Here is a 19,748-nt window from a genome sequence, read left to right on the forward strand (position 1 = left end):
AGAAAATCTAAAAAGGAATATGACAATGCAAACAATACATGGAAACGGTTCGCATTCTAAAAAGTCTTCTCACCGCCTGGCAGGTATCTCAAGTATGGTAGGGACGACTATTGAATGGTATGACTTTTTTATTTATGGTGCTGCTGCTGCACTCATTTTTAATAAATTATTTTTTCCAAACCTTGATCCGCTCACCGGTGTACTCGCAGCTTTTGCAACCTACGCTGTTGGATTTATTGGTCGACCATTAGGCGGTATTGTATTTGGCCATTTTGGTGACAGGGTAGGCCGAAAATCCATGTTATTAGTGACTTTAATGTTAATGGGTATCCCGACAGTCATGATCGGACTGTTACCTACATTTGAGTCGATTGGTTACTGGGCTACGGTTTGTCTGATTATTTTAAGATTTATTCAGGGTATGGCGATGGGCGGCGAATGGGGCGGGGCAGTTCTCATGGCTGTTGAACATGCTCCAGAAGGTGGAAAGGGTTTTTGGGGAAGTTTACCACAGGCCAGTACTGGAGGCGGTTTAATGCTGGCTTCGGTGGCTTTGGGTCTAGTGTCGTTACTACCCGAGGAAGCATTGTTTAGCTGGGGCTGGCGCTTACCATTTTTAGCCAGTATAGTGCTGCTGGCGGTAGGTTGGTATATCCGGGTGAAAGTGCCTGAGTCGCCAGACTTTGAAAAAATTAAAGAAAAAGCGAAAGAAGTTAAAGTTCCTGCATTACAGGTGTTTAAAAATCATCCAAAACAGTTAATTACAATTATTCTATCACGCGCTGCTGAAAATGCCTGGTTCTACTTGGCTTCCACCTTTGCTTTAGCCTATACCACCACGCAGTTAAATATTCCTAGACAAGATATTCTATTTGCAACAATTTGTGGCGCTGCTATCATTATGGTAATGACGCCATTATGCGGATATTTATCCGATAAAGTCGGCCAGCGTAATATGTTCAGATTTGGTCTTTGTATGCTTGCACTATATAGCTATCCATTCTTTGCGATGTTAAATACAAAAGATCCTGTTTTAGTATGGACAGCAATTGTATTGGCAATTGGTGTAATTTTTCCAATTATGTATGCACCGCAGTCACAATTATTTGCTCGCCAATTTCCTGCTGAAATTCGCTATAGCGGTATTTCGATTTCGGTACAATTTGCAGGTGTGTTAGGTGGCGGTTTGGCGCCGTTGATTGCTACAAAGCTATTGAGTATTGGTGAAGGAAGTCCGCACTTAATTATTATATATATTATAAGTTTTGCTATATTAGCAATTATTGCTTCTTCATTCTTAAAGCCTGACCAGAAGCTCAAGCCTACAGAAACATTTACACAGAAAGAAATTAAAACTTTATAAAAATTTTATAGAGCTTTCTAAAAGCTTTTAACGAGTTTTACTGAAGCTGGACTTTTAAATACCGCTATACAAAGTGTATGGCGGTATTTTTATAGGATTTAAATTTACCACAGCATTTCGCATAATGTATATTATGTTAAATAGAATATCTGAGACTGTGGCCTGCACAATACTGTTTGTTGCCACAGCTCAGCAACGTGAATACCTGCATCTAATTCACATTGATAAGTATCCTAATGCATAATTACCTAATACGAAATTTCGCAGATGTTATAGCATGGTCCATAGTATTTCGTACATTTATAAAGATAGCTGACTGTTTTATAGATTGTTTATCACAGACCCCTTCTGATTTTATATCTTAATAATTTTGTCAGTGAATCAGAGTTATAAAAAATATTCTGTATCATTCTGAATCTTAGGCGAAATATGCTGATCGACCCACCTTAACCATGCTCTTGTTTTAGCATCAATAAAATGACGTGATGGTAATAAGGTATAAACACCAATATTAGGTGATCTCCAGTCTGCTAAAACGCGACATAATCGTCCAGTACGTACAGCTTCGATAACAGTAAAAGTTGGAAGCAAAGCAATACCCATGTCTTGCTGTACCATATCTAGTAATAATTCTGGCGTGTCTGCAATTAATGGTCCTGTAATATCGACTTGGTACGAACAACTATTTTTACTGATGAGATGCCATTGCGGTGTAATAGATGGGTTCACCAATCTTAAGCAGGCATGCTTTTGCAGGTCATCTAATGATTCTGGTTCACCGTATTTTTTTAAATAGGCTGGTGATGCACAAAGTAATGAAAATATTGTCCCAATTTGACGAGCAACAAATCTTGAGTCAGTCAATGATTCCGTAAGATATAAACTTACATCAATTCCTTTACCTAACAGGTCTGGCACATTCTGTGAAGTACGGTACTCAACCGTAAGCTTTGGATGGTTTTGACAGAACTCCGCCATTACTGGTGATACATAATGATGTCCGAAGCTTCCCATGCTCAAAACACGTAACCTCCCCTGCGGTTCGGTTGCCATTCCCATTGCCTGAGTTTCAGCTTCTTCTACCATCGCAAGTACTTGCCGGCACTGTTCTGCATAACTTGCACCAATATCGGTTAATGCGTGTTGCCTCGTAGATCTCTGTAGTAATTTTGTGCCTAAACGCCCTTCTAACTCGCTAATAAGTCGGGACACTTGCGCTGTTGTAAGCTCCATCTGCTCTGCAGCAGCCGTAAAACTCCCACTATCAATGACTTTTAGAAAAGCATGCATTGCATGTAGCAATCCACCATCAAGATTTTTGCGCATAACGTAAATATCTTTTTCTTAATTACGCATTGTTGCACCAGTATGGATCAACCACAATGACATTAATGTACATACATTAATCAGTTCCATTGTTTTAATTGAACTGATCAATCCTTTTTTAAGTATGTCATTTACTCCAAATATTCAACCGGATGTTGAACATAAAGTAGCTTGAACTACAAGATTCTAAGGAGACATAAAATGAATATATCTACAAAATTTACTCCAAATAAGATTTTAACTAAGGACGTATCACTTGAAGACAAATATCTAAGTGATAACGGTACTGCTTACATGACAGGTATTCAGGCATTGGTGCGTTTACCACTCGCGCAAACACGGCGGGATACTTTAAACGGTTATCATACTGCTGGTTTTATATCTGGTTATCGTGGTTCCCCTTTAGGGAATTATGACAATTTTCTCTGGCAGGCTGAAAATATACTTAAAGACCATCATGTTGTTTTTCAGCCTGGTGTAAATGAAGATCTAGCTGCTACTGCAATTTGGGGTACGCAACAAGCCAATCTCGCAGGTCAAGGTAAATATGACGGGGTAACCGCCTGGTGGTATGGCAAAGGCCCTGGGGTAGATCGTTCTGGAGATGTACTCCGTCATGCCAATCTTGCAGGAACATCAGAGCAAGGCGGCGTGGTTGCCTTCTTTGGAGATGATCACTCTTGTAAATCTTCTAGTATTCCACACCAGTCAGAACATGTCATGATTGGTTGTGGCATTCCAATTTTTTATCCTACTTCAATACAACATATTCTTGATTTAGGTGCTCATGCGGTAGCAATGTCACGCTTTGCAGGTGTATGGACTTCGATGAAATTAGTCAGTGAAATCGTCGAAACCTCTGCTTCTGTTCATGTTAATTTAGATCGGGTCATTCCTGTATTACCCAAAAATGTTCAAATGCCTGAAGATGGCGTAAATATTCGTTGGCCAGATCACGGCATTCAGCAAGAAGAACGTCTTTATAAATATCGCTTACCCGCTGTGTTGGCTTATGCGCGTGAAAATGAACTGAATCAGGTGACATGGCATTGTCCTGATGCACGTATTGGTATTGTAGCAAGTGGTAAAGGTTATTTAGATACAATTGAAGCGTTACGTATTCTAGGAATTGAAGGTCAGACAGCCCAACAGCTCGGACTGAGAGTATACCAAGTTGCGCTGATTTGGCCCCTGGAGCCCCAAGGTCTTCGTGAATTTGCCGAAGGTTTAGAGGAACTTATCGTTGTAGAAGAAAAACGCCCTATTCTGGAAGCACAAATTAAAGACGAGCTATATGCACTTTCAGATGCCAAACGCCCTCGTGTCATCGGTAAAGCCTGTGATGGAAAGGGTGAATGGAGTACATCTATTGATGAAGCGCCTTTGATTGGTCATTATGAATTTCAGCCTGAACCTATTGCTAAAATGCTGGCAGCTCGATTCTTGAAACTGGAGATTCCAGAAAGCTTAAAAATACAAATCCAAAACAGAGTTGAGCTGTTAAAAAAAGCAGAACAGGAATCACGCCGTGTTCTTGATATTGCAGAACGCAAACCTTTCTTCTGTAGTGGCTGCCCTCATAATTCATCAACTGCATTACCAGAAGGTAGCCGTGCATTAGGGGGAATTGGTTGTCATTTTATTGCTGTTTCACTGGATCGTGGTACAGAGACCTTCTCGCAGATGGGTGGTGAAGGTGTGAGTTGGGCTGGTGCCTCTCATTTCACCAACGAAAAGCATATTTTTGCTAATCTGGGAGATGGAACTTATTTCCATTCAGGTTATCTTGCAATACGTCAAGCAATTGCTGCAAAACTCAATATTACCTACAAGATTCTCTATAACGATGCAGTAGCAATGACTGGCGGGCAGCATGTCGATGGTCATCTTAGCGTGGCGCAGTTAACACGACAACTTGATGCTGAGGGAATCAAAAAACAAGTGATTGTTACAGATGAACCTGAGCTGATTCATACAGAAGAAGGTATTGCGCCTCACGTAGAAATTTACCACAGAAATGAGTTGGATGATGTTCAACGCAAATTACGTGAAATTTCAGGCGTTACGGCGCTAATTTATGTTCAAACTTGTGCCAGTGAAAAACGCCGCCGCCGTAAACGCAACGCTTATCCGGATATTGCAGAGCGAGTCTTTATCAACACTGATATTTGCGAAGGCTGTGGTGACTGTTCCAGAAAATCTAACTGCTTATCTGTTGAACCCGTTGAAACAGCGTTAGGAACGAAACGACAAATCAATCAGAGTAGCTGTAATAAAGACTTCTCCTGTGTAGAAGGTTTCTGTCCAAGTTTTGTGACAGTCCATACTCGCGATATGAAACGCCCGGAAATATTCAAAGGTATAGAAGCTGGCTGGCCCGAAAAGCCAATTCTTCCTGAACTCGATCAACAACCAGTACGTATCATGGTCGGTGGTGTTGGTGGTACAGGTGTGGTTACAGCAGGCGCTTTACTTGGAATGGCTGCTCATTTGGAGGGTAAAGCTGCACGTATTATGGATATGGCTGGACTGGCTCAGAAAGGTGGTACGGTTTATTCTTACGTACAGCTCGCTACAGAAGATGATCAAATCTCTGCTACCAAGATCCCTGCTGGTCAATGTGATCTTTTAATCGGTGCAGATCCTATTGTCGCAGGTAGCAATGCAGCACTTTCTCGCTTAAAGGCCGAGGCTATGGTAATAGTCAATGAAGATGGTTCCCCTACGTCTGATTTCCTTGAGTCTCGTGACTGGTATGCTCCCATTACTGACTTGATTAATCGGCTGCGTAATCGCACTACACAAGGAAAACTCTTATCTTTGCCCGTAACACGTATTGCCACACTAGTGCTGGGTGATGCAATCTTTGCAAATCAGATACTACTTGGAATGGCCTGGCAATCAGGTCAGATCCCGTTAAATCGTGAAAGTATTGAAAAGGCCATCCATCTTAATGCCACTGCAGCTGAAAAAAATCTTGAAGCTTTCCGCATCGGTTGTCATCTAATGAGTGACCCTGACTTAGCAAAACGCATTATTGCAACAATAAAAGTAACGAATAAACCAGCTACATTGGCCGAATTAGTTGAAGACCGCTCTTCTCGCCTTGTCGAGTACTGGAATCAGGATTATGCAGCCCAGTATCGAGCACTTGTGGAACAGGCTGCCAAAGTCTTACCAGAAGACCTGGCTGAAACAATAGCGACTCAGCTATATAGAGTCATGGCATATAAAGATGAATACGAAGTTGCGCGCTTACTCACAGGAAAAAGTTTTAAACAGTCTATTGAAGCGCAGTTTGGTCAAGGTCTACGTTTAACTTATCATTTAGCACCTCCAGCTTTGGGGGCTCATGGTACTATACGCAAACGTGCTTTCGGATATTGGATGCGCATTCCAATGATGATTCTTGGACGACTGCAGTGGCTTCGGGAAACGTTCCTTGATCCCTTTGCGTTACAGCAAGAACGACAAAAAGAACAGGCTTGGCGTGATCGTTACATCACATTTGTGAAATCCATTACTTCTGCACCTGAAAATTATGATTTATCTGTTGCTCAGCAAATCGCTAATTTACCTGCAGATGTACGGGGTTTTGGCCCTGTCAAAATGCAAGCAATGGAAACAGCAATACAACGTTGGGATGAGCTTTCATTAAGTCTTCATAGAGCTGATCAATAAATAGGATCAGTGTATATAGTAGCTGAAACAGGATTAAACCCAGACTTGAATCTTGCTGTACCTGTCCAGCTACTTAATTAAGCTATACAGAAATAAATCTCATGGCTTATTTAATACATAGCCCCTATTTCACCATTCAGCATTTTTTTATATATAAGTCTTTTCATGTGAATTCGTTCTACTCTCTGAGGATTATTATTCTGAATAGCAGTTAAAGCTTAGACCTACTTCTCCTGAAGTCACTTATTATATATTTACACTTTTGAAATTTTTCTACTATAAAATTACCTTTGAACAGTCAAAGGCTTTCATAAGACTCACTTTACCTCTGAGGACTATTCACCCATCTATAGAGAATAGGCAACAGTACAAGTGTGAGCAAGGTAGACGATATAATTCCACCGATGACTACAGTTGCAAGGGGCCTTTGTACTTCAGCACCTGTACCTGTAGCAAGCGCCATAGGAACAAAGCCCAGTGATGCCACGCAAGCCGTCATTAATACAGGACGCAATCGTAAAATCGCCCCCTGCCATACTGCTTCATGCAAGTTGTACTTCAAGCGTAACTCTTTAATAAACGTCAGCATTACCAGACCATTCAGTACAGCCACACCAGATAAAGCAATAAATCCAATCCCTGCTGACATGGATAATGGAATATCTCTCAGCCAGAGAAACAGAACTCCTCCCGTCAATGCAAAAGGAACTCCTGTAAATACCAGAAGACTGTCTTTCATATTATGGAAAACTGCCATCAATAAAATAAAAATCGTAATTAGAGCCAATGGAATAACAATTTGCATACGGGTTTTAGCTGAAGCCAGATTTTCAAACTGGCCACCATATTCTATCCAGTAGCCACTTGGTAAATCATAGGTTTTAAGCTGTGTCTGCAAGTCACTAATAAATGAGCCCAAGTCTCGCCCTTCAACGTTGGCAGTGATAACCATACGGCGTTTACCGTTCTCACGACTTACCTGATTGATACCTTCAATACTGGCAACTTTTGCGACATCAGACAATATAATACTGCCGCCATTTGGGAGTCGTATTGGCAATTGGGACACATCAGCCACATTTCTGTCCTGATCTCTTAAACGAATAACGAAATCAAAACGGCGGTCTCCTTCCAGAATTTCTCCAACCTGCTGTCCGCCAATGGCTGTAGCTACCACATCTTGAATAGATTTAACACTTAAGCCATATTGCGAAGCTAAAAACTTATCAACCTCAACATTGAGTAAAGGCAAACCTGAGGTTTGTTCAACCTTTACCGCACTACTTCCTGTGACCTGCTGAATAATTTTGGCAATTTTAGCAGCCTCGCCATTAAGAACTTGCATATCATCACCAAAAATCTTGACTCCTACATCGCTACGTACCCCTGAAATTAACTCATTAAAACGCAGCTCAATCGGTTGAGAAAATTCACTGTTATTCCCCGGAATTGTTGCAAGGTAACTTTCCATCCGGGATCGGAGCTCATCAATGCTCTCTTTAGGGTTAGGCCATTTTTCATGTGGTTTAAGCATGATATAGCCATCAGAAATATTAGGTGGCATGACATCTGTTGCGACTTCAGCGGTGCCGGTACGTGCAAATACTGCTTTAATTTCAGGGAAATTCTTTAATAAAAGCTTCTCTGTGTTTTCCTGCATACGTAAAGATTCTTCTAATCCTGTACTAGGAGAACGTAATTGTTGTACGGCGAAATCACCTTCACCAAGCTGTGGCGCAAACTCGCTCCCAAGTTTAGTAGTCAAAATACCTGTAACCACCAGAAGACAAATAGCAAATGTTAAGACTACTGCTTTATATTCATAAGCAACATTTAAAGTCTTTTCATAAGACTTCTTGAGCGAAGTCATCCAGCCACTTTCAGTTTCGCGAATATCTCCTTTAACCCATAAAGCGACTGCAGCAGGGACAAAAGTTATAGACAGAATCATTGCAGCAATCAGTGCCAGGACTACAGTCAAAGCCATCGGATGGAACATTTTCGCTTCTATACCACTTAAAGCAAAAATCGGTAAATACACCACTAAAATAATAAGCTGCCCGAAAATCAGGGGACGTCGTGCCTGTCGAGCAGCTAAAAACACCTCTTTAAATCGCTCACTTTGTGTTAATGGACGTTTAAGTAACTGCTGTGCATGGGCCAGACGGCGTATACAGTTTTCAACAATTACCACTGCACCATCAACAATAATTCCAAAATCCAGTGCCCCCAGACTCATCAAATTAGCACTAATATTTTTTTGTGCCATTCCTGTTAAGGTAAATAGCATGGAGAGCGGAATAACGCAGGCGGTAATCAGAGCTGCCCGTATATTTCCCAAAAATAAGAATAGTATAACAATAACAAGTACCGCTCCCTCAACCAGATTTTTCTGTACAGTTTTAATCGCTTTTTCAACCAGAGACGTACGGTCATAGACCGTTTCTATAAATACTCCATTGGGTAAACTGTTTTGAATATCCCGGATTTTGGCATCTACCGCTTTAGAAACAGTCCGGCTATTTTCTCCCATTGCCATCATGGCAATTCCCAGAACAGTTTCTTCACCATTATAGGTTGCACCACCTGTTCTTAGATCATGTCCTATGGAAACTTGCGCAATATCACTGACCCGAATGGCACGACCACTGGAACTGGTGACTAAAGTATTCTCAATATCTGAAATGTTGTTGAGTGTGCCAGGAATACGGACTGTAAGTTGCTGTCCATTATCTTCAATAAATCCTGCTCCTCTATTTTCATTATTTTGGTTTAGAGCCTGCTGTAGCTGTTCTAAAGAGATATTAAGCTGTTGCATGTAGTTGAAGTCAGGTGATACCACATAGTTTTTTTCAAAACCACCAATACTGTTCACTTCAGCCACACCTTGTACACGCTGCAACTGAGGCCGAACTACCCAATCCTGAATTTCACGTAAATCCATAGCGGTATAAGCAGTTCCATCAGATTTTTTCGTCTTTGGCTCTGCTCTTAGTACCCATTGATAAATTTCTCCAAGCCCTGTAGAAACAGGTGACATGATTGGACTGGTTTGTGCCGGTAACTCTGCCTGAATCTCTTGTATTCGCTGGTTAATCTGCTGACGTGCCCAATAAATATCGGTACTATCTTCAAATACAATGGTAACTTGAGACAGTCCATAGCGGGAAATAGAACGGGTTAATTCAAGGTCAGGAATTCCGGCCATTGCATTTTCAATGGGATAAGTAATACGTTGTTCTACTTCAAGTGCAGTAAACCCATTTGCCTGGGTATTAATCTGTACTTGGGTGTTCGTAATATCTGGTACTGCATCAATAGGTAACTTTTGATAACTGTAAATTCCAACCGCAATCCAGATACAGGCAAACAGCATGACCCATATAGCATGTTGAATAGAGAACTGGATAATACGTTCAAACAGGCCTTCTGCTCTTGGCAGTTCAGAGTTAGTGTTCATGACCGGCCTCATCTTTTTCCAGTTCAGACTTCAGCAGAAAACTACCTTCACTAATATACTTCTCGCCGTTAGCAAGCCCGGAAATTACCTCAAGCCACTCCCCGTCACCTGAGGCTTGGCCCAATTTCACCTGTTGAGCCTTTAGATGAACCTGTCCTTTTTCTTCAGACTGCACAATAAAAACGGTATCTTCACCTTCAATACGTTGTACGGCTGCTTTTTTTACCCGAAGAGACGTTTTAGCAGCAGGCTTGGCCATCAAAACACTCACTAATACATTAGGACGTAAACTGGCAGACTGCGTATCAAGCTTGGCACGGACTATTAGCCGCCCTGTCTGACTGTCTGCCTGCGAGGTTAAACTTTGTATTCGTGCGCTGTAGGTCTGCTCTGTACCCATTAGTTTAAATAAAACTTTCTGTCCGGCTTGTAGTGGCCCTGCGTATTGAGCGGGTAAAGTAAACTCAAGCCATAAATTATTGAGCTGTTCAATGACAAAAATTTGATCAGCCAATTGGACATTTTCACCTACTACAATATCTTTCTGACTAATGACACCAGAAATCGGTGCCCGAATAACAAAGCGCCCATGAGTATTACTACTTGCCCCTAAGGCATTTAAGCGTGCCTGTGAGGCTTGTACAGCAAGCTGTGCCTGACGGTATGCATTTTCAGCACGCTGATAATCCTGTTTGGCTGAAATACCCTGTGTCCAGAGCTGCTGTTCACGTTGATAGTCTTGTTTGGCAAGCTGAAGATTTGCCTGTGCCATACGTAAATTTGCCTGCTGATCAATCAGTTCAAGAACCAAAAGCACGGCTAGAGTTTGTCCTTTTTGAACACTTTGCCCTAAAGACACCTTTACTTGCTCAACATGACCAGTGAAACTCGGCGATACATGAGCTTGCTGGTCAGTATTTACGACCAGTTTACCTGGCAACAGAGTAACCTCTTCCACTGGGCCTGTAGTTGCTATGGCGACTTTTAGACCCTGTTCAGCCATTTGCCGGGCTGTCAGTTTTATCTCGCCTTCCTTTTCCTTAACATGCTCTTCTGTCGCATGAGCCTCAGCCTCGCCGTCTCCGGTATGTTCATCCTCATGTCCATGTTCAGCAGTTCTCGTTTCCTGCTTATTTAACCAGATGATCAGGCTGACCAGTGCGGTTAGTGCAATCAGAATCGCAATCATGAGAGGCTGGGATAATTTTCCATATTGTTTCAAGTTCATTTATCGTGTCCCCTCATTGATTAAATTCTGTAATGTTTCAGCCGCATTTTGATTTAGTTGTATGTAGGCATCAGAACGGCTGATTTCTTCATAGCTTGTTCCAATACTTAGGGCTTCAGCACCAAGGGCGCTCTGCCAGGCTTGCCGTAATGTCTGTAACATCGCCAAACGTAGACTGTGCAGCTGTGAAGTCGCCTGCTGGACATCTGTAATTGACAATTTACCTGCCTTAAAGCCCTGTAAGGTCCTGCTCTGGACTTTTTCAGCCAAGTCAATTTGACTTATGATCAGTTCATATTGATTCCGTAAAGCCTTGAGCTGATGCATGCTATTTGCAATATCAAGTATTTGCTGTTTTAGTTCACGCTGCTGCTGTTGATTCAGCAAGATCTGCTGCTGCTGCGCAATAGGAATGGCATATTGCTGACGGTCAAAAAGATTAAGGGGAAGATCGATCCCCAGTGTTAACACCGTCTCATTATTTTCATCAGGAGACCTTGTACGGTTCATCCCTACATTTAAGGCGGGCTGTGGGCGAGCTTGAACTTTTAAACGTTTAATCCGGTAATTGGACTGCCGAATATTTAAAGCATAAAGTTTTTCCAGCCATCCTTCAGAAATATAATGCTGTACTGTCTGATTACTCTGATCTGGCCAAGGAATAGAAGTTTTGCTTAAATCAATTTGTACATGGGTTTCACCCCATAAATTTGAGAGTTGACGTCCTGCCGACTGCTGATTTAATACAGCCTGCTGATAAAGCCGTTCCATTTCTAACGCTTCAATCTGAGCCCGCTCATAATCAACCAAGGCAATGCTTCCTGCCTGATAGCGTTTCTGGGCACTCTCTAAATTAGCTTTACTTATTCTAAGCTGCGATGCATAAACAGTACGTTCCGTTTCTGCAATTGCTAACTATGACCATGCATATCTGACAATTAATTGGCTTTGCGCATTCCATAACTGTTGTTGCAATTGCAGCTGCTGACCTGATGTATTGGCTATGGCCTGGCTAAGCTTGCGCTGACCAAAAATATCTAAGGGCTGGCGAATACCGAGGCTGAATTCCTGCTCCTGATCTGAACCGAATCCTGACTGTTCAACCGTTAGGCTCGGATTTTGCCATAATTGGCTTTGGCGAATATTTAAATCAGAAATTTGTGCATAATGCCGAGCTATTTCAGCTTGTGCCTGATAGCTCTGTACTTTGGCATACGCAGATCCAAAATTGCTAATATTTTCAGCATAACTATGTGATGGCACAATAACTGTAAATAGACAGGCCATCAGAGCATGACGTAATAACGTCCTTGACTGTAAAGACATGATTTTTCCCACTTAATTAAATTTAGAAGTGGTGAGAATGTTTTAGGCTACCCCACCATAAGCGGGGAAAATTCGGGAGGTGGACTTTGCTGAAACAGGTCAGGTGCCTGATAGCTGTTCTTCCAGTGAAACTCTGGAATGACATGAGTTTCAAAAACTGGAATTAAAACCGAGATTTTTTCATTTTGCACAATCAGATGCGTCATGGAAGGCAGATGATCCTGATGATCTTCACCAAGCTTTAAATTATTATTCTTTATGCCTTTATGATCTGATTGGGTATCATGCTTATGCTGGCGGTCATTACTGATACATAGGGTATTTTGATGATGGCCAAAATGATAACTCTGCTGTACTAAAGTTTGCTCTTCATGGACGCAAAAGGCCGCTGCCACGTTCCAAAGACTTTGGAACATGAATAATCCAACCAAGACTGTAATCCATGTGGTAGACCGCATACGGTACTTTAACGAATTAAATTGCTTGTTATTATAGAGAGTATGAGTTGGCTAGCAAGTTCTATGTAGTTCTTATTGAGAATCGGCTCATTTGAACGATATTTTTAATAAATTTACCTGTTTTGGTAAAACTTCAAAAATACTTCAGAGATCTGGATTTTAAATTATGCTTTCAGATTAAGATTTGATGAAAGTAAATAATCAGCATTATAACGACCGCCATATGAACAACTTGCACAGGTGCAAAATATAAAAAAAACTTCCAGCCACCGGTTAGAAAGGCATTAATACTTTTTGAAAGTGCATGTGCAGCCAAACCAATGACAACTGCATAAATCAGAGTCAGATTAGCTGGGTTTCCTTGTACTACCACCCCGGCCATAGCAGCATGAACTTCAAATAGTGAAGCTAGAAAAGTGCTCAAGATTAAGCCTTTATCTCCTAATATAAGATTTGCTCCATAAATTCCGGCCTGAATGAGAGTGAGGCTAACTGCAATAATAACGGCTTCCTTGAGACTAAACATGCGGTCATCTGCTTGATCAACTTGTTTTATTAGACGGGTATCTGAATGATTTGACCGATACATGAATAAGCCTGTAGCAGCACATAGTATGCCTATCCCAGCCAGACTTGGGACAAAAAGCAGTTTGAACCACATTAAACTTACACCTGATACAATCAGCAGTAATTGCAGTAAAGTCGCTACACATGACATCAGAGCAGCACCGGCATTCACTTTGGCAGTGGCTTCCCTAGAGCGGACTTGCATGCCAAGACTGGCAATAGTGGCAGTACTAGAGACAAAACCTGAAGCTAGAGCAGATAAAATCAGTGCTTTGTCATTTGATAAAATACGTTTTGCCACATGCGCCATAGATTGCACAATAAGGATTAAAACCAGTAATTTTAAAATGACATATGGGTTTAGCACTGAACCCCATAGGGGTTTATTTGGCATGATCGGTAAAGCGATCAAAATGAGGGCCAGTAAAAGGAGTCCATCCCGGAGTTCATAATCTCGAATGGTTTTTCCAGCAAAGCGATGAAGGCTGGTTTTCCCCATTAAAATAAGGGTAAGCAATACTGCCATACTGGCTGCTAATGGGATATTCCAGACACACGCCGCCCCAATAAGGTAGGTCATTAAAAAAGCCAGTTCAGTGGTGGAACCAATATCTTCTTTTTGTTGAGATAAACTATACAGGCAGAACAGGCTTACGGCTATTGCCCCCACTACTCCAACATACGGGTGTATAACAAAACACAAAGCCCCCAATAAGGCGCTGATCGTAAAAGACCTTAATCCCGCGAAACTTTGTTCATTGCGGGTATTTTTATTACGTTCCCGCTCTAGCCCGATTAAAAGACCACATCCTAATGCAGACAATATAATTGTGAGAAGTTCTTGAAAAGTTAGATTTTGCAAAAGAATATTCAAATGCCTTTCCTTTTATCAGTTCATATTTATCTTTATAAGATATTATTATTAAAAAGCAACCAATTTAAAATACATAACTGATTGAACCAATAAAAGCATAATATTATCGAATGAAAAAACTCAGAATCCTAAAGAAATAATTAATTTTATTATTCTCATCTTTATAAAAATTTCAGTTTTTAGTAAAAAGACTAAGCAACTATAAAATATTTTTGAATTATTAAAGATATATTACATTTACCTATTAATTATTTAAGCCTAGCATGAATATTAAATAATTTAATTAAAGTAACTTTAATCAATTAATTATGTTTAATTTTTTCTCAAAATTTTATTTAAAACCCAACATAAAATTTTACAATTTATTATTAAATAAAAGTTATTTTAAAAATTTTATAATCTAAAAATAATTAATTATTATCAATATCTTAATTTTAATTATATAAGTTATCTTTATATTATATAATAATTAAAACATTGAAATTAATATATATTTATACTTAAGTAAAGTAAATTTTTTTTCTAATAATTAGAATAGTAGCTTAAGTAAATAGTTTAAAAAAACCATGATTCTTTACCTAAAAATATATTAATAATGAAGTGAGAATATAAGATTGAATGGTTACAACATGAATTAAGTCATAGTCCAGAAATTTTATTATTTTTATCACTTGCAATTGGTTTCTGGATTGGTCAGTTTCAATTTGGCAGGTTCCAGTTTGGTGGCGTTGCTGGTTCGCTTCTTGTTGCAGTGGTTTTAAGCCTGATTGGTGTCTCTGTAGATAATGGTGTAAAAGCGATTCTTTTTGCGTTATTTATTTATGCTGTAGGTTTTGAAAGTGGACCGCAATTTTTTAAATCATTAGGACCACACTCTATTAAAGAGATTCTGCTTGCAGTATTTATGGCAGTGAGTGGCTTAATTACGGTACTGCTCATGGCCAAGCTTTTCCATCTGGACAAAGGGCTGGCAGCAGGACTAGCGGCAGGTGGCATGACGCAGTCAGCTATTATTGGTACTGCTGGAGATGCAATATCACGACTGGATTTACCTCTTGCTGAAATACAAAAGCTACAGGCAAATGTCGCAATTGGCTATGCAGTAACTTATATTTTTGGGTCACTTGGCGCAATTATTATCTGTGTCAATATTCTTCCTAAATTTATGGGAAGAGAAATCCATGACGATGCTCTAAAAGCACAATCTGAACGTTTGAAAGGTGCCTTTGAGCTGGCTCCGGGTCAAGAGCTGGCTATTCCGGAAATAGTCGGACGTATTTATCAAGTCAAACAGGGTAATGGTCTGAAAATAGAAGAACTTGAGGCCAAACAATCTAGCACTACCATCGAACGCTTAAAACGTGATGACCAGTTTATCGATGTATCTCCAGATATCATTTTGCAGACAGATGATATTGTACTGATTGTAGGGCGACGAGCTAGTGTGGTTGCAATTTCTGAGTATATTGGTCCAGAGCTACAGTCTTCTCCTGGTATGGAAATGGTGATGCAGACCACGGATGTAGTACTCAGAAATTCTAAATACCTTAATCACAGCTTGGGCGAGGTAAAGGCCAATACGCCTGCCTATTTGAAACACGGTATATATGTACTTGGTATCAAACGAAATAATGAAACACAGGTTCTAAATGATGATCTGGTTTTGAAACCTGGTGATGTAGTCACAGTATATGGGACAAAAACCGATCTTGAGCGGTTAGTGAAAGAAGCCGGAAAAGCTTTACCTGAGAGTTTAAAAACAGACTGGATGTTTCATGGAGCAGGTCTTGTAGTCGGTTTGGTTATTGGCCTTTTTGTTATCCGTATTGGAGGGGTGCCCCTTACTTTAGGTGCAGGTGGAGGCGCGCTACTTTCTGGCCTGTTATTTGGATGGTTACGTAGCCGTAATCAAGTGCATGGCAATATGCCTTTAGCAGCATCACAGCTACTTAAGGATTTGGGACTTGCAGGATTTGTCGCTGCTGTCGGGCTGCAATCAGGCTTACAGGCGATTCAGACCATCAAGCAAAGTGGTCTATCACTATTTATGATTGGTGTGGTGGTTACTGTTGTTCCTCTTATCCTTTCAATGTTCTTCGCCCGTTATATTCTTCGTTATGACAATGTCGCCATTATGGCAGGTGCATTATCAGGTGCACGCAGTGCCAACCCCGCTTTTGGTGGTGTATTGGATAAAGCCGGAAACTCTATACCTACCGTACCCTTTGCTATTACCTACGCCCTAGCAAACGTTTTTTTAACCTTACTCGGTCCAATTATTGTCGGATTAGCCTAAAAATTGTTTCAAGCATTTTAAGATCACTATTCACTAAGGAGATTTCCCATGGGGAATGTAGATTATTCTAAATATTCAAAACTTAGCCCATTCGAGTTAAAAGATAGCCTGATTGCTTTGGCACAGAGTAAGCGGGACCGCTTAATGCTCAATGCTGGACGAGGAAACCCTAATTTTCTGGCTACCCTGCCACGTAGGGCTTTTTTTCAATTAGGTTTATTTTCTGCCACAGAATCAGAATTTTCATTTTCTTACATGCCAGAAGGCTTAGGTGGGTTCCCCCGTCCTGTCGGTTTGCAATCACGTTTTGATAATTTTCTCATGCAGAACCGGGATAAACCTGGAGTTTTATTTCTGGGAAAAGCAGTGTCTTATGTGAGAGACCAATTGGGTTTAGATCCAGATATGTTTCTGCTTGAAATGGTCGAAGGGATTCTAGGATGTAACTACCCTGTACCTGATCGCATGCTCCGTGTCAGTGAAACAATTATTAAAGAGTATCTGTTACAGGAAATGGGCGTAAAAAGTATGCCCAAGGAAGGCTTGGACCTGTTTGCGGTTGAAGGCGGAACCGCAGCCATGGCTTATATATTTAACTCCTTAAAAGAAAACAGGATTATTAATACTGGCGACCGAATTGCAATCGGCAGACCGATTTTTACGCCGTATCTGGAAATTCCCAAACTGAATGACTATCAGCTTGAAGAAATTTTTATTGAAGCTGATCCCAATCTGGGCTGGCAATATCCTGAGTCTGAATTAAGAAAGTTAGAAGACCCTTCAATCAAGGCATTCTTTTTAGTCAATCCGAGCAACCCGCCTTCTGTCAAAATAAGTGATGAAGGATTGCTAATACTGGCAGATATTGTAAGAAAACGTCCTGACCTGATTATTTTGACAGATGATGTATATGGAACTTTTGCAGATGACTTTAAGTCACTTTTTGCAATTTGCCCAAATAATACTATTTTAGTTTATTCATTCTCAAAGTACTTTGGGGCTACAGGCTGGAGACTTGGCATTATTGCGCTGTCGAATAACAATATCATTGATCAGAAGATTGCAGCGCTTTCAGATCAGGAAAAGCAGGAACTTGAAGAACGTTATTCATCATTAACTACTGAACCAGAAAAAATCAAGTTTATTGACCGTTTGGTAGCAGATAGCCGTAATGTTGCACTGAATCACACCGCAGGTCTGTCAACACCGCAGCAGGTACAGATGGTTCTTTTTGCCCTGTTTAATATGATGGATTCTCGTCAGGCTTATAAAAAAGCTGTCAAGTCTGTAGTCCGGGAACGCGATGCTGCACTTTATAGACAGCTTGGTGTTGAAGTCCCTGAAGATCTTAACGCTGTTGACTATTACACCTTGGTAGATCTGGAAAGAACAGCCCGCATATTATATGGTGACGATTTTGCCAACTGGGTCATGGTCAATAAAAACCCGACAGAATTATTATTTCGGGTAGCAGATGAAACCGGTGTCGTTCTGTTGCCAGGTTCTGGCTTTGGGGTATCCCACCCATCGGCACGTGCTTCATTAGCCAATCTGAATGCTTACCAATATGCTGCAATCGGTGATTCTCTACGACGCTTTGCCGAAGATGCCTATCAGGAATATCTGGGAACTAAAAAAGATGAGTCCTGAAGTTTCTAAAGAAAAATAGTTTTATATCATCATAGGGGTAATTGGGTATTAAAACTCTATAATTTTAATACCCATTTTTATGATTAATTCAAAATTAACCATATGAATAATAATATTATTTTATGATGTGGAAATAACCATCTGATCATTTTAGAGGAATTTTATTCTAAAATGAATAAATGCTAGTGAGAAGATTGAAGATTTTGAGTTAAAGAGTTCAGCCCTATATGAATAGTTTTTTAATTTGTGACATACCTGTAGCGCAGCACTTGATTAACTTAAATTGCCCCTAATAGGCAAAATAGTATCAGGCAACTCTTCTCCAAGCGAACTCAACATTTCTTGTTCGACCAAACGTACAATCGAATCAAGTGGCAGATCATTTTCTTCAAGCCCAAAGGGTTCTTCAAGCTGGGCACTTAAAGCATCCAGCCCTAAAAACAGATAAGCAATTAATCCAACTACAATAGGTGTCCATATACCTAAGTCAGCTTCCAGACTAAAAGGTAAAATAAAACAGAAACAATAAACAGTACGGTGTAATAAAACTGAATACGAAAATGGTAAAGGTGTACTTAATATACGGTCACAGCCAGCCTGAATATTACCCAATTCAACAATATGCCGGTTCAGGATGCTATAAATGATATCGCTGATCAGGCCCTGTCTCAGGAGTTGAACCAGGTCTTTCTGAATGCATTCAAGCACAAACTGTGCAGCATTAATATGCTGATCCAAATGATTCAGTGCTTGTTGCTCCAGCGCCAGATGATGAGTATCTAACTTGAATGGAGTATTGGTTTTTCTCAGGCGATTTCTTAAAAGATGAGTAAAAAACATTACCCTGTACATGAGAATCCGGCGCTCTCGATCAGGTAATACATGAGAATCACGGGCAATATGCCTGGAATTCGCAATAAGGGCTCCCCATAATTTACGCCCTTCCCACCAGCGGTCATAGCAGGCATTATTTCGAAAACTTAAAAAAATAGAAAGAATAATGCCGAAAATGGTAAACCCTATAGCAGGCACTTCCGGTACATTCAGCATATGATGAGAGGTCAAATAACCAATTACCGCAGAGATTAAAACAACAAAGGTGAGCGCAGGTAAAACTGTAGGCAGTATTGTTCCTTGCCACGCAAAAAGTAAAGCCAGATTACTTGTTTTATCACGAATAATCATAAGATTTAATTGAAAACATTACTTATGTTGAGTGGACTATCTTAAACCATTCTCTATGATTTTTATAATCTGTTATCTCACATGCCTGAGTATCTTTTAATCCGGTTAAGTTTATGGCTTAGAAATTCATACTATTTTATTCTAATAAATAACTATACTCTATTCTGCTTATTATTTTTATATTATAATAAAAGAATGAATAATTTTTGCACTATACAGATTTATCAGGACCATCAGTGGCTCGACTGTGCTCTAGTAGAATTACTCAATGCTACACACTTGGGGTGGGAGGCAGGAACCCGTACATCTTATCTGTTTGAATATGCTATTTCTT

General features: G+C 40.3%; 10 protein-coding genes and 2 pseudogenes. 5 read left to right on the forward strand and 7 right to left on the reverse strand.

Annotation, left to right across the window (positions count from 1 at the left end):
* The first annotated feature begins 25 nt into the window (after nt 1-25).
* Nucleotides 26-1,363, forward strand: coding sequence for an MFS transporter (locus B3R63_RS05785; RefSeq protein WP_286729078.1), 1,338 nt, complete (start codon nt 26-28; stop codon nt 1,361-1,363).
* Nucleotides 1,364-1,750: 387 nt separating this feature from the next.
* Here B3R63_RS05785 and B3R63_RS05790 read toward each other — a convergent pair whose 3' ends face one another.
* On the reverse strand, nt 1,751-2,689 hold the full coding sequence (locus B3R63_RS05790) for a LysR family transcriptional regulator (protein WP_286729080.1): 939 nt from the start codon (nt 2,687-2,689) through the stop codon (nt 1,751-1,753).
* Between the two features lie 201 nt (nt 2,690-2,890).
* Between B3R63_RS05790 and B3R63_RS05795 the strand changes: the two genes are divergently transcribed.
* A complete protein-coding gene (locus B3R63_RS05795; RefSeq protein ID WP_286729081.1) occupies nt 2,891-6,370 on the forward strand; it encodes an indolepyruvate ferredoxin oxidoreductase family protein in 3,480 nt (1,159 codons plus the stop codon).
* 322 nt (nt 6,371-6,692) lie between these two features.
* Here the strand turns inward: B3R63_RS05795 and B3R63_RS05800 are convergent, their stop codons facing one another.
* The 5 genes and pseudogenes from B3R63_RS05800 to B3R63_RS05825 all read right to left on the reverse strand — a co-directional run bounded on the left by B3R63_RS05800 (nt 6,693) and on the right by B3R63_RS05825 (nt 14,283).
* Entirely contained in the window at nt 6,693-9,830 is a 3,138-nt protein-coding gene (locus B3R63_RS05800; RefSeq protein ID WP_286729082.1) for an efflux RND transporter permease subunit, read from the reverse strand.
* Complete coding sequence (locus B3R63_RS05805) at nt 9,820-11,058, reverse strand: efflux RND transporter periplasmic adaptor subunit (RefSeq protein ID WP_284908090.1); 1,239 nt, start codon at nt 11,056-11,058, stop codon at nt 9,820-9,822. The genes B3R63_RS05800 and B3R63_RS05805 overlap by 11 nt, the downstream gene beginning before the upstream one ends.
* Nucleotides 11,059-12,384 (reverse strand): annotated as a pseudogene (locus tag B3R63_RS05810) (TolC family protein).
* Nucleotides 12,385-12,431: 47 nt separating this feature from the next.
* Entirely contained in the window at nt 12,432-12,842 is a 411-nt protein-coding gene (locus B3R63_RS05820) for a cation efflux protein, CzcI-like (protein WP_349677291.1), read from the reverse strand.
* A gap of 172 nt (nt 12,843-13,014) precedes the next feature.
* A complete protein-coding gene (locus tag B3R63_RS05825) occupies nt 13,015-14,283 on the reverse strand; it encodes an MgtC/SapB family protein (RefSeq protein WP_286729089.1) in 1,269 nt (422 codons plus the stop codon).
* Nucleotides 14,284-14,896: 613 nt separating this feature from the next.
* Here B3R63_RS05825 and aspT point away from each other — a divergent pair.
* Nucleotides 14,897-16,579 carry an aspartate-alanine antiporter gene (aspT, locus tag B3R63_RS05830; RefSeq protein ID WP_286729184.1) on the forward strand — a complete coding sequence of 561 codons (1,683 nt, stop codon included), beginning with the start codon at nt 14,897-14,899 and terminating at the stop codon, nt 16,577-16,579.
* 48 nt (nt 16,580-16,627) lie between these two features.
* A complete protein-coding gene (locus B3R63_RS05835) occupies nt 16,628-18,229 on the forward strand; it encodes a bifunctional aspartate transaminase/aspartate 4-decarboxylase (protein ID WP_286729091.1) in 1,602 nt (533 codons plus the stop codon).
* A gap of 273 nt (nt 18,230-18,502) precedes the next feature.
* On the opposite strand, the gene B3R63_RS05840 is transcribed toward B3R63_RS05835, so the two are convergent.
* Nucleotides 18,503-19,414, reverse strand: a complete 912-nt coding sequence (locus B3R63_RS05840) for a bestrophin family protein (RefSeq protein WP_286729093.1) — start codon at nt 19,412-19,414, stop codon at nt 18,503-18,505.
* Between the two features lie 195 nt (nt 19,415-19,609).
* Between B3R63_RS05840 and B3R63_RS05845 the strand changes: the two are divergent.
* Nucleotides 19,610-19,748 (forward strand): annotated as a pseudogene (locus B3R63_RS05845) (type II toxin-antitoxin system HipA family toxin); the annotation flags it as partial.

This window comes from Acinetobacter sp. UBA1297 (genome assembly GCF_002307755.1).
In the GTDB taxonomy this organism is placed as follows: Bacteria; Pseudomonadota; Gammaproteobacteria; order Pseudomonadales; family Moraxellaceae; genus Acinetobacter; species Acinetobacter radioresistens.

Coding starts and splice junctions, on each gene's coding strand:
- B3R63_RS05785 (WP_286729078.1), top strand. CDS start 26: ATGCAAACAATACATGGAAACGGTTCGCATTCTAAAAAGTCTTCTCAC.
- B3R63_RS05790 (WP_286729080.1), bottom strand. CDS start 2,689: ATGCGCAAAAATCTTGATGGTGGATTGCTACATGCAATGCATGCTTTT.
- B3R63_RS05795 (WP_286729081.1), top strand. CDS start 2,891: ATGAATATATCTACAAAATTTACTCCAAATAAGATTTTAACTAAGGAC.
- B3R63_RS05800 (WP_286729082.1), bottom strand. CDS start 9,830: ATGAACACTAACTCTGAACTGCCAAGAGCAGAAGGCCTGTTTGAACGT.
- B3R63_RS05805 (WP_284908090.1), bottom strand. CDS start 11,058: ATGAACTTGAAACAATATGGAAAATTATCCCAGCCTCTCATGATTGCG.
- B3R63_RS05820 (WP_349677291.1), bottom strand. CDS start 12,842: ATGCGGTCTACCACATGGATTACAGTCTTGGTTGGATTATTCATGTTC.
- B3R63_RS05835 (WP_286729091.1), top strand. CDS start 16,628: ATGGGGAATGTAGATTATTCTAAATATTCAAAACTTAGCCCATTCGAG.
- B3R63_RS05840 (WP_286729093.1), bottom strand. CDS start 19,414: ATGATTATTCGTGATAAAACAAGTAATCTGGCTTTACTTTTTGCGTGG.